The sequence below is a fragment of the Hyphomicrobiaceae bacterium genome (assembly GCA_041397645.1).
Lineage (GTDB): Bacteria > Pseudomonadota > Alphaproteobacteria > Rhizobiales > Hyphomicrobiaceae > Hyphomicrobium_B.
In genome coordinates this window covers 137,766-149,743 of the sequence record JAWKWE010000007.1, presented here as the reverse complement: position 1 = coordinate 149,743, position 11,978 = coordinate 137,766, and the positions used below count along the sequence as shown (strand labels likewise).

Below are 11,978 nucleotides of genomic sequence, written 5' to 3'. Positions count from 1 at the left end.
CGGCCTGTCAAAAGGTGCGTGTCACGTGAACGCAAGGTGTCACATGTAACATGTCACCTGTCTCGGAGGTTACGCCATCACCGCACAATTTTGATTGCGCTGCACAACATATTGGCTTGTTCGTGCCGAAACCGACGAAGCAACGCATGCATCGGTTCCCGAAGGCCGTGCACCGGAGCGGTGAGAAATAGCTGATATTAGTCAATTTGATAGGAGGTTCCTGAGCCACCGCGAGCGTTAGCTCAACGCGAGTTTGGTGCTCCATTCCCTCGGAGTATTTTGCTCGCAGAGCGCCCGCCTGACGGTTGCTGTGCAGCATGGCACGGAAAATGTCTCTCCCACTGTGATGGTCGCAAGACCGTAAGACAAAAAAAGAAAAAGTAGTGGGTGGAAATGACTAGGCCGACAAAGACCGGAGGCGATACGCAGCCGGAAAAGATGTTGACGCGTCGTAGCATGGCGCAGGCGCTGGCGCTTTGTGGTTGCGCTGCGGCGGCGGTTGCGAGCGTTCCACGCCGTGCTGTCGCGGAAACAGATCCGACGGCGACGCTCCAAAAGGGCGATCGATTTGCAATCATTCCCGATAGCGGAGACCCGACGCCGATCAAGCTGGACGAGCTCAAACCCGGACAGGCGATCATGGGTGCTTATCCCGTCGATCCCACAACGGGCCATCCGCGCACCGAAACGCGCCTGAACATGGTCAACCTCGTTCGCCTGTCGGGCGAGCACAAGAACCTCGAAGCGACCAAAGGGGTCGAGGTGTTTTCAGCTATTTGCACGCACAAGGGCTGCGCGGTTGCCTCGTGGCAGCCAGACGTCAATCACTGGCGGTGCTTCTGTCATATGTCGGAATTCGACGCCGCAAACAAAGGCGACGTGGTCGCTGGACCGGCGACCGAACCGCTTCCGACGTTACCGATCGGGGTCGATGCCGAGGGCTACATCGTGGCGACGGGAGAGTTCTCCGCCGCACCGGGCGCCCAAAGCTGACAATCAAAAGAAACGACAAGCTCACTTTGAAGGAGGAAAGAATGGCACTAACGAGAAGACGAATGCGAGCGAGTGTTCTCGCCGCCCTATCGATGGGCGTCTGCGGCGTAGCGGCCGCGGGCGATTACTCTCCAGTCACCGACGAGCGGTTGCAGCATCCTGAAGCTGAGAACTGGCTGAGCTGGCGCGGAAACTACCAGGGCTGGGGCTACAGCCCGCTCGACCAGATCAATTCTTCCAACGTCAAGGATCTTGTGCCGGTCTGGTCGTATGCTACGGGTCTGCAAGAGGGACATCAGGCGCCCCCTATCGTCAACAACGGTGTGATGTTCGTCTCGACGCCCGAGAACAACATCATTGCTCTCGACGCGGCGACAGGCGTCGAGAAGTGGCGTTATCGCCGCAAACTTCCCAAGGAGCTGTTCCAGCTTCACCCGACCAATCGCGGCGTCGGTCTTTATAAGGATAAGGTCTATCTGGCGACGCTCGATGCCTGCGTTGTGGCGCTCAATGCGTCCGACGGCAAAGAAGCCTGGAGCAACTGCGTCGGCGATTGGAAGATTGGCGAATACAGCACGCTGTCTCCGCTGATTGCCGATGGCAAAGTCATCACCGGCGTCTCTGGCGGTGAATTCGGTATTCGCGGCGCCATCACGGCGCTCAACGCCGATACCGGCGAGATTGCTTGGAAGACTTTCACTATTCCGGCGCCCGGCGAGCCCGGCTCCAACACCTGGCGCGGTGAAGACTGGAAGACCGGTGGCGGCTCAATCTGGATGCAGGGCAACTATGATCCTGAAACCAAGCTCGCCTTCTTCGGAACGGGCAATGGCGCACCCTGGATGCCGGACACGCGTCCTGGCGATAACCTGTACACGTCTTCCGTTCTCGCGATCGACGTGACGACGGGCGCCATCAAAGGCCATCACCAGTATCACTGGAACGATGCTTGGGACTGGGACGAGGTCTCCTCGCCATTGCTCATCGACTATGAGCGCAATGGTAAGAAGGTCAAAGGTCTCGTCCACGCGGGCCGCAATGGATACCTGTGGTGGCTGTCACGCAGTGCCGACGAGATTGGATTCGTCGATGCCGAGAACTATGTCGAGCAATCGGTGTTCGACAAGATCGATCCCAAGACCGGTCGTCCGTCCTACAACCAGGACAAGATCCCGCTTCTCGACAAGACTGTGAAGTTCTGCCCGAGCCTGTGGGGTGGCAAGGACTGGCCGCCGGAGGCGTACAATCCCAAGACCGGCATGCTCTACATTCCTTCGCACATCAACCTGTGCTCGGAATACGGCGGCGCTGGCAAACTCGACAAGCTGAAACCAGGCGAGCTGTGGCTCAGCGTTCCGGTTGACGTCGTGTTCGCAAGCCTTCGCTTCTCCGACAAAGTAGACACGTCGAAGCCGATTCCGATCGGCAGCTTGCAGGCATTCGACGTCAAGACGGGCAAGCGTTCGTGGGCGACGAACTTCAACGACACGCCGTTCTGGGCGCCGTTGTTGACGACCGGTGGCAACCTCGTGTTCGCCGGCGGCACGGTGGATCGCAAGTTCCACGCTATGGATGCAACCAACGGCAAGATCCTCTGGGAGATGGCCCTGCCTTCAGGCGTGAACGGCGTTCCTTCGAGCTTCTCGGTTAACGGCACGCAGTACATCGCCGTCCAGTCGGGTTGGGGTGTCGATGCAGAGCGCATGCATGCTCTGATGCAGAAGATCATGCCTGAGGGTCGCAAGCTGCCCGTGGTTCCGCAAGGTGGATCCATCTGGGTCTTCGCTCTCAAGAAGTAAGGAGCTAGCGTGCTTGATCACCTTCCCATGATGCACGTTCGCAGAGGGGGCTTCGGCCTCCTCTGCATCCTATGTCTGATATTTTCTGCGCCGGCGCATGCAGCTGCGGAAGATGCCGCACACTATCCCGCAACCACCGATGAACTTGTCTCGACGGTTCGCAAGGCCATTGAAACAAAGGATTTTGAATCGATCGATCACATCGTCAATTGGGCAGGGATCTCCGACTATAAGCGTCGCGAATTCTCGGCCATCATCAGGCACGGGTTGGGTCGGCCAATTGCGAAAATTGAACTTGAGCAGATTGACGACGCCACACGCGAGGGCCTTCACAACATCAAGGCGCACAAGCTCAATATGCAGGTCTCCCACATTCTCCGTGTCACCTATGCGGACGGTGAGCCAGGGGAAGCGGCCCCTGCCGGCGTTTACATGATCGGCAGAATGGCGGACGCCTACCGGATCGCTCTTTTAGTCAAGGAAAAGGGGACGACGGAACACGACTAGCAAAAGATGCGTCGCTGACGCGGGCGCGAAAATCAAGAAGAACAGCTGGAGGACAAGAAATGGTTGCAGTGAAAATCAACGGCAAGGATTACGCTTTCGACGGCGATCCAAACATGCCACTCCTATGGTTTATTCGCGATGAGGCAAATCTGACAGGCACCAAGTACGGTTGCGGCACGGGCCTGTGCGGCGCCTGCACTGTGCATGTCGATGGAACAGCAGCCCGCGCCTGCCAGACCACCATGGCGGATATTGCTGGAAAGGCCGTGACCACGATCGAAGGGCTGAGCCCGGATGGTAATCATCCGGTTCAAAAGGCTTGGCGTGAGGTCAGCGTTCCCCAATGCGGCTTCTGCCAAGCAGGTCAGATCATGCAGGCAGCCTCGATGCTCGCAAAGAACGCGCAGCCGAGCGACGCCGAGATCGAGAAGGAAATGTCTGGGAATATCTGCCGCTGCGGTTGCTATCAGCGCATTCACACCGCAGTGCGTCTTGCAGCGGGAGGTGCATGATCATGCGTCACTTTATCGAAGAACATGCCGAGGCCGCTGCGCGCGGCGCTCGGATTGAAAAGACCGGATTTATAATCGAGAACGTGAGCCGCCGTTCGATTTTGGGTGGAATCCTCACCACGACTGGTCTGGTTATGTCGTTGCGGATGCTGGCACCGACCGAGGCAAAGGCGGTGACCTTGTATCCTCACGGTGGTCTTGGCATGCCGAATGGCGTTGTCATGGATCCCAAAGTATTTGTGGCGCTCGACAAGGACGGCACCGTCACTATCGTGGCGCATCGATCGGAAATGGGAACCGGTGCCCGCACCGCGCTGCCAATGATCATTGCCGACGAGATGGAGGCCGATTGGGCGCGGGTTAAAATCGTGCAGGCTCCTGGTGATGAGCCGCGCTACGGCAACCAGGACACCGACGGCTCTCGAAGCGTGCGCCATTACATCCAGCCGATGCGAGTCATCGGTGCTTCGATGAAGCAGATGCTCGAAACGGTCGCAGCATTGAAGTGGGGCGTCGACCGATCGCTGTGCAAAGCCAGCAACCACAAAGTTATCCAGTACACCAAGGATGGGAAAGAGACCGGGAAGGTCTACACCTTTGGCGAACTGGCAGAGGCAGCAACGAACCGGGCCGTACCTGATATCGAAACGGTCGAGTTCAAGAAGCCGGCCGAGTTTCGCTACATGGTCAAGAACCCGGTCAAAATTGTCGATCTTTTCGACATCACCGTGGGTGCGGCAAAGTACGGTGCCGACGTTCGCGTTCCGGGTCTGAAGTATGCTGTGATGGCGCGGCCGCCAGTGATCGGAGCCAAGTTGAAGTCATTTGATCCTGCTGATGCGCTGAAGGTTCCCGGCGTGGAAGCGGTCTACGAGATCGAAGGCAAGGCGCCGCCGGCGAAGTTTGCTTCCCTCGGCGGCGTAGCTGTCGTTGCTCGCAACACCTACGCGGCAATGGCTGGGCGGGATGCGCTCAAACTCGAATGGGATTACGGCCCGCACGCGAGCTACAACAGCGTCGCATACCACAAGGAAATGGAAGAAACGGCCAACAAGCCCGGCAAGGTCATCCGCAATCTTGGTGATCCCGATGCAGCATTCGCCAGCGCCAAGGAAGTCGTGTCTGCAACCTACCATCAGCAGCACGTCGCTCAGGCTTCGATGGAACCGCCAGTTGCGATTGCGCAGTTCGCCAACGGCAAGATCGACGTTTGGGCTCCGCTTCAAAGTCCGTATGGTTCGCGCAAAGACATTTGCGACACCTACAAGGTTGCCGAACAGAACGTGACGGTTAACGTGACGCTTCTAGGTGGTGGCTTTGGCCGCAAGTCCAAGTGCGATTACGCGCTTGAAGCGGTCGAACTGTCGAAGCGGTCCAACGGTGCTCCTGTGATGCTGTTGTGGACGCGCGAGGACGATATTCGCAACGGCTTTTACCACACGACGTCGTGTGAGCATCTCGATGCGGCCATCGACGACAGCGGCAAGGTGACGGCATGGCGTCATCGGTCCGTTGCGCCGTCAATCCTTTCGACGTTCGCGCCCGATAGTGGTTACCAGTTCAACCTCGAATATGGCATGGGCCTTGTCGATGTGCCGGTTGAGGTTCCTAACATTCGCTGCGAAAACGGGCAGGCAATGGCCCACACCCGCATCGGCTGGTTCCGTTCTGTTTCCAATATTCCGCGGGCGTTCGCGGTGCAGTCGTTCATTTGTGAACTCGCCCACAAGCTGGGCAAGGATCCAAAGGACTTCCTGCTGGAAATTATCGGCTCAGATCGCAAAGTGGACCTGAAGGCGGCTGGCATGCCGGACGACTTCTGGAATTACGGCGAGCCATACGACCAGTTCCCGATCGACACATCTCGACTGAAGCGGGTTATTGCCACGGCAGCTGAAAAGGCTGGTTGGGGCAAGAAGCTGCCGGAAGGTCAGGGTATGGGAATTGCGGGACACCGTTGCTTCGCATCCTACGTCGCCTCGGTCGTGCATGTCTCCATCGACAAGGACGGCGTTGTGCGCGTGCCTGAGGTTACCACTGCTATCGATTGCGGAATGTACGTTCACCCAGAGCGTATTCGTTCGCAGATCGAAGGTGCTGCCGTGATGGCGATGTCCACTGCGCTTTACAGCGGCATCACTTTCAAGGACGGCATCGTTGAGCAGTCGAACTTCTCCGACTTCGAGGTGGCGCGAATCTCGAACTACCCGAAGAAGGTCAATGTCCACATTCTGGAGCCCGCATCTCCAGAACACCACACCTCAGGTGTCGGCGAGCCCGGCGTTCCTCCATTCGCTCCGGCCCTCGCCAACGCCATCTTTGCAGCAAGTGGAAAGCGGGTTCGCAACTTGCCAATGGGTGAAAAGCTGCAAAACGCCTGATCACTCCCTGTACTTGCGGTATCATTCTGCGCCCCTCGCGTCGGCCACGCGAGGGGTCCTTTTTTTAGAACGATGAATGTCTCGATCAGGAGACGGGCCGCTTGAGATCGCGTTCCTTCATCCAGCGATGAACAGTCTGGCGGCTGACGTTGAGATCGCGTGCCGTCTGGCTGACGCTCCAGGCGTTGCGGCGCAGGACGTCCTCGAGATCCGCTTCCGGAGTCGGAGCGCTCTTGGGGATGGAGTCGTCGCCGGATGCCTCTTCGACGATTTCTTCGGGCAGATGTTCGGGAAAGATTTCTTCGCCGCCTGAGCTTGCCAAGGCAAAACGCATAGCGAGGCGAGCCTGGCGCATGTTGCCTGGCCATGGATAGGAGGTCAAAATTTGCATGGCCGCTTCGGAGATGTCGGGAAGAGTACGGATTCCCACAGCATAGCACTCAAGTTCCAGCGCGCCGATTATAATCGGTTTTTTGTCACAGCGCTCGCGAAGCGGCGGCAGCGCAATACGGCAACCTGAGATGCGGAAATAGAGATCCTGGCGGAAACTTTTCCGCTCCACCATTGTCTTGAGATCCTGGTGCGTGGCGCAGATCAAATTGAAATCGACCTTGATCGGCACGTGTCCCCCGAGGGGGACAACCTCGTTGCGGGCGAGCACGCGCAAAAGGCGCGTCTGCAAGGTCAGCGGCATATCGCCGATTTCATCCAAGAACAGCGTGCCCGCGTTGGCATCGAGAATTCTGCCCCGCTGGCCCTCGCGCTTGGCACCGGTGAAGCTCCCGGCTTCGTAGCCGAAAAGTTCGCTTTCTATGAGATTTTCCGGAATGGACGAACAATCGATGGCGACGAACGGTGAGGCCGCACGCGGCCCCTTGGCATGAATGGCACGCGCAAACTCCTCTTTGCCTGTGCCGGTCTCTCCTTGAATGAGGAAGGGAATTCGATGGGCGATGAAGCGGTCGATCTTTCCAGCGACAGCGCAAAGCCCTGGGTCGTCTCCTGCCAGCCTTTCCAACGTCAGCACAGGCTTAGAAATTGGCTGTAGCTTTTTCGGTTTGCTGCGAGCCAGATCAGCTCTGGCGACCGACGCCATGGGCCGGGGTGAAAGCTGAGCGGGCGCGCGAAGCACGGTAAAGTAAGGCAGATCGCCCACAAGGTTCACCACCGCCTTGTGCTCCACGTGCATCGGCCCCGCCTGGACCGCAGGTGTCCGCCAAGCCAGATCAACGACGTTAGCGAAATTCATCTTGCTATAGGTGTCGAGTGTCGGAGCATCGGATCCGTCGTTGCTATTGCCTTGCGCGTCGATGACACAGCCATCTTCGCCGACGGCGAGCGTGACCGTGTGGCCCGAGAGGCCGTCGTTGCCAAGGTCAACAGTCAAGATGGTCCGGTCGCGATAACGTTCCAAAAAATAGAGGCGTTCGATGCGGCGCGCAGTTCGCACCACCAAGTCGAGCACCAATCCCTGGATTTCCTGGGGGAGGTTAGCGACCGAGGACGCATCCAAGGATGCGATGACGCGACCACGGGCATCAAATAGCGGCGCGGCTGCGCAGGTCAACTCGGCGTACTTGAGCAAGAAATGGTTGCGCTGGTGAACGATTATGGGAAGCCGGGACATAATCGACGTGCCAATCCCGTTCGTCCCCACGTGGGGTTCGCCCCAGGCTGCGCCCGCGCAAACGCCCATGCGCCAGAGTTTGCGATCGGGCGATCCGCTGGCAACAAAATCGACGGCGACGCCATTTGCATCGGAAAGAACAACGACGTAGCTGGCCGGCGCGAGCCTTGCCAGGAGCGCCTCGAGTTCTGGCCGAGCCACACGCGTGAGAAGCTCTAGGGGCTCTGCAACGCATCTCAACTCACCCGGGGTGAGCAGGTATGGTCCTGCACGCCTGCTGCGATCTAAGCGGTAAGCCTCTTCACAGCGGGTGCGCGATTGGGCAAGCAAATCCTGGATGAAGGATTTACTTATCGCATCGATGGCTGTCAGTTCGGCACTTTTCGGAAAAGTGTCGACCATATCGGCTATCCTTACATCAAACGAAGCTTCGGTTAGGACCTTACAACAAAGATTTGCTCTGACCAATCGCGCGGTCTAATTATTTTACCAGTTCGCGTGCGGGGCCTTGCGAATATTCCAAAATATTGAAAAAACGTCAGAAAGCTGCGCTGCGGTGCAAAAAGGGAAGCAAAAATATCATGAGCGATGACGTCCGCAGGCACGAGGCAATGACAGGGGCAAAGCCTAGACAGATCCGGCGCCTGCTTGCCGCGAACCGGTCGGAGATCGCGACGCGTATTTTTCGCGCCGCAGCAGAGCTTGGAATTAGAACCGTTGCCATCTACGCCGAGCACGACAGGCTTTCATTGCATCGCTTTAAGGCCGATCAGGCCTTCATGGTCGGTCACGGGAAGGGGCCAATCGAAGCTTATCTGTCGATCGATGACATTATACGGGTAGCGCTCGATACTAAGTGCGATGCGATCCACCCCGGTTATGGCTTTTTGTCGGAAAGCCCGGAATTCGCCGAGGCGTGTGCGAAAGCGGGCATTATTTTCATAGGTCCATCTCCCGACACGATGCGCAAGCTTGGCAATAAAGTCGATGCTCGCAACATCGCTGTGGCGAATGGCGTGCCTGTCATGCCCGCAAGTCCTCCGCTACCTACCGATCCAGCAGCGATCAAAAAGGCAGGCGCCGAAGTCGGCTATCCTGTCATGCTCAAGGCGTCTTGGGGCGGCGGTGGCCGCGGCATGCGTGTAGTCGAGAGCGAACGGGATCTTCTCGATGCTGTGATGATCGGTCGTCGCGAGGCAAAGGCGGCGTTCGGCAAGGACGACGTGTACCTGGAAAAGCTTATACGCAATGCTCGGCATGTTGAGGTTCAGATTCTCGGCGATCAGCACGGCAATCTCGTCCACCTGTTTGAGCGAGATTGTTCGATCCAGCGTCGCAATCAGAAACTCGTCGAACGCGCGCCCGCACCCTATATGGATGAAAAAACCCGCGCCAAACTCTGCGCGTGCGCCTTGGCCATAGGCCACGCGACCGATTACGTGGGCGCGGGCACAGTTGAATTTCTCCTCGATGTCGATACCGGCGCTTTCTACTTCATCGAGGTCAATCCGAGAATTCAAGTCGAGCACACCGTCACCGAGGTCGTCACCGGTCTCGATATTGTGAAGGCGCAAATCAAGATTCTCGAAGGTGGTCGGATCGCCCACCGAGGTGCCGACGGTCACTGGGAGACGGGCATTCCCCCCCAGGAAGACATCAAGCTCAATGGTCATGCCATCCAGTGCCGCATTACGACCGAGAACCCTGAGAATAACTTTATTCCTGATTTTGGTCGCATCAGCGCCTATCGCGGCGCCATGGGCTTTGGAATCCGCATTGACGGAGGCACGGCGTTTTCCGGAGCTGTTGTCACGCGATACTACGATCCGCTTCTTGAAAAATTGACAGCGTGGGCCGGAACGACGGACGAAGTCATCGACAGAATGAATCGTGCGCTGCTCGAATATCGCATTCGGGGTGTGGCCACCAATCTAGCGTTCCTACACAACGTCATTGCGCACACGCGTTTCCGAAACAACGAATACACGACGCGCTTCATTGACGAAACGCCATCGCTTTTCGATTTTCCCGAACGGCGCGACCGGGCTTCGAAACTGATGCGGTGGATCGCGGACGTATCGGTCAACGGTCATCCCGAAACGCGCGGACGGCCTCAGGCGCCAGAATATTCCAACGTCGTCTTGCCATCTTTCGCCCGAGCTCCCCTAACAGGTACGCGCCAGGTGCTTCAGGAGTTGGGACCGGATGGGTTTGCGGATTGGATGAAGAGGGAAAAGCGCGTTCTCATCACCGACACGACGATGCGTGATGCGCACCAATCGCTAATGGCGACGCGTATGCGCACGCGCGATATCGTCTCGATAGCGGACAGCTATGCGCGAGGGTTGCCGCAATTATTCTCGCTGGAATGCTGGGGCGGCGCGACTTTCGACGTTGCGATGCGCTATCTCCAGGAAGATCCCTGGGAGCGTCTGGCCGCTATTCGCGAGAACGTTCCCAATATCCTCACGCAGATGCTGCTGCGTGGATCCAACGGCGTCGGATACACGAATTATCCAGATAACGTCGTGCGCTTTTTCGTTCGCCAGGCGGCGGATGCCGGGATGGACCTGTTTCGCATTTTCGACTGTTTCAACTGGGTCGAAAACATGCGCGTGTCCATCGATGCCGTGTGCGACGCAGGCAAGCTGGCAGAAGGCGCCATTTGCTACACGGGTGACTTTCTCGATCCGAGCCGGCCAAAGTACACTCTGAAATACTACGTGGATCTTGCCAAAGAGCTTCAACAGGCTGGCATTCACATCCTTGGGATCAAGGATATGGCCGGTTTGCTGAAGCCGGCTGCGGCGCGCGTTCTGGTCAAGGAGTTGAAAGACGCGACCGGCCTGCCAGTGCATTTGCACACGCATGACACCACAGGAATTTCTGCCGCAACAATTCTTGCGGCGATCGATGCGGGGGTCGATGCTGTCGATGCCGCCATGGATTCCATGAGCGGGGGAACGTCTCAGCCGTGCCTAGGCTCCATCGTACAGGCTCTTGCGCGAACCGAGCGGGATACGGGCATCGATAGTGATGCGTTGCGACGGATCAACGGCTATTGGGAAGGCGTGCGCACGCAGTACGCGCCATTTGAAAGCGGCCAGCTTTCTGGCGCTTCGGAAGTCTACCTGCACGAGATGCCGGGCGGACAGTTCACGAATCTCAAAGAGCAGGCTCGCTCTCTCGGGTTTGAAGCGCGCTGGCCAGAGGTTGCAAATGCGTACCGTGCGGCCAACGATTTTTTCGGCGATATCATCAAAGTCACGCCATCGTCGAAGGTTGTGGGCGATATGGCGCTGATGATGGTTGCACAGAATTTATCGCCGGAGGATCTCATGGATCCAAAGCGCGATGTCACCTTCCCGAACTCCGTTATCGAAATGATGCGCGGCGAGTTGGGCCAGCCACCCGGCGGCTGGCCTGCCGGTGTGCAGGACCGGATTCTGAAGGGCGAAGCGGCCATAAAGGATCGGCCTGGCGCACTTCTCGGCGACATTGATCTTGAAAGCGAGCGCAAGACGGCTGAAGGCAAATGCGGGCGCGCGATCGATGATTGCGATCTGGCCTCATATCTGATGTATCCGAAGGTCTTCACCGAATACGCGTCCACGGCAGCCAAGTATGGTCCGGTATCTGTCTTGCCGACGCCGGTGTTCTATTCCGGCATGAAGCCCGGCACGGAGATCACCGTGGATCTGCAACGCGGAAAGTCGATCATCATCCAATTGACGGCGATTGGTGAGACGCGGCCCGACGGTCAGGTCGAAGTGTTCTTCGAACTCAATGGCCAGCCGCGCGTCATCGTCGTTCCCAATCGCAGCGTCAGTCCTGCAACCCAGGTTCGCAGGAGCGCGGAGGACGGCAACGAAAGTCATGTGGCCGCTCCAATGCCGGGTGCGATTGCTTCAATCGCGGTGCAAACAGGTCAGCACGTAAATGCAGGCGACGTCTTGCTCACGATCGAGGCCATGAAAATGGAAACGTCGATCCAGGCTCCGCGGGACGGTGTGGTCGAGGAAATTCTGGTCGAAGCAGGCAACCAAGTCAGCGCCAAGGATCTTCTGATCGTTCTCGGCTCCGGAGGCAGTTGACCGCAGTTGGACCAAACAAACGCGCGTTGCTGCCGACCCGGCCCTGGGGTACACGTCGGACAAGA

General features: G+C 57.9%; 7 protein-coding genes. 6 read left to right on the top strand and 1 reads right to left on the bottom strand.

Annotated features, from left to right (window positions below; translation table 11 throughout):
• Nucleotides 1-393: 393 nt before the first annotated feature.
• Genes R3D51_18585 through R3D51_18565 form a run of 5 tightly spaced genes read left to right on the top strand, consistent with a single transcriptional unit; the run spans nucleotide 394 to nucleotide 6,192 of the window.
• A complete protein-coding gene (locus tag R3D51_18585; protein ID MEZ5901491.1) occupies nucleotides 394-993 on the top strand; it encodes a ubiquinol-cytochrome c reductase iron-sulfur subunit in 600 nt (199 codons plus the stop codon).
• 41 nt (nucleotides 994-1,034) lie between these two features.
• The gene (locus R3D51_18580; protein MEZ5901490.1) at nucleotides 1,035-2,792 is read left to right on the top strand and encodes a PQQ-dependent dehydrogenase, methanol/ethanol family; all 1,758 of its coding nucleotides are present in this window, start codon (nucleotides 1,035-1,037) and stop codon (nucleotides 2,790-2,792) included.
• Between the two features lie 9 nt (nucleotides 2,793-2,801).
• Nucleotides 2,802-3,299 (top strand): hypothetical protein, encoded by a 498-nt coding sequence (locus R3D51_18575; protein ID MEZ5901489.1) that lies wholly within the window; start codon nucleotides 2,802-2,804, stop codon nucleotides 3,297-3,299.
• 59 nt (nucleotides 3,300-3,358) lie between these two features.
• Nucleotides 3,359-3,811 (top strand): (2Fe-2S)-binding protein, encoded by a 453-nt coding sequence (locus R3D51_18570; protein ID MEZ5901488.1) that lies wholly within the window; start codon nucleotides 3,359-3,361, stop codon nucleotides 3,809-3,811.
• A 2-nt stretch (nucleotides 3,812-3,813) separates the two neighbouring features.
• The gene (locus R3D51_18565) at nucleotides 3,814-6,192 is read left to right on the top strand and encodes a molybdopterin cofactor-binding domain-containing protein (GenBank protein MEZ5901487.1); all 2,379 of its coding nucleotides are present in this window, start codon (nucleotides 3,814-3,816) and stop codon (nucleotides 6,190-6,192) included.
• Between the two features lie 85 nt (nucleotides 6,193-6,277).
• Here R3D51_18565 and R3D51_18560 read toward each other — a convergent pair whose 3' ends face one another.
• Nucleotides 6,278-8,221, bottom strand: a complete 1,944-nt coding sequence (locus R3D51_18560; protein ID MEZ5901486.1) for a sigma-54-dependent Fis family transcriptional regulator — start codon at nucleotides 8,219-8,221, stop codon at nucleotides 6,278-6,280.
• Nucleotides 8,222-8,400: 179 nt separating this feature from the next.
• Between R3D51_18560 and R3D51_18555 the strand changes: the two genes are divergently transcribed.
• Nucleotides 8,401-11,913, top strand: a complete 3,513-nt coding sequence (locus R3D51_18555) for a pyruvate carboxylase (protein MEZ5901485.1) — start codon at nucleotides 8,401-8,403, stop codon at nucleotides 11,911-11,913.
• Nucleotides 11,914-11,978: the final 65 nt, after the last annotated feature.

What these genes read in the sequence shown, in the direction of transcription:
- R3D51_18585 (MEZ5901491.1), top strand. Translation starts at nt 394, where the DNA reads ATGACTAGGCCGACAAAGACCGGAGGCGATACGCAGCCGGAAAAGATG.
- R3D51_18580 (MEZ5901490.1), top strand. Translation starts at nt 1,035, where the DNA reads ATGGCACTAACGAGAAGACGAATGCGAGCGAGTGTTCTCGCCGCCCTA.
- R3D51_18570 (MEZ5901488.1), top strand. Translation starts at nt 3,359, where the DNA reads ATGGTTGCAGTGAAAATCAACGGCAAGGATTACGCTTTCGACGGCGAT.
- R3D51_18565 (MEZ5901487.1), top strand. Translation starts at nt 3,814, where the DNA reads ATGCGTCACTTTATCGAAGAACATGCCGAGGCCGCTGCGCGCGGCGCT.
- R3D51_18560 (MEZ5901486.1), bottom strand. Translation starts at nt 8,221, where the DNA reads ATGGTCGACACTTTTCCGAAAAGTGCCGAACTGACAGCCATCGATGCG.
- R3D51_18555 (MEZ5901485.1), top strand. Translation starts at nt 8,401, where the DNA reads ATGAGCGATGACGTCCGCAGGCACGAGGCAATGACAGGGGCAAAGCCT.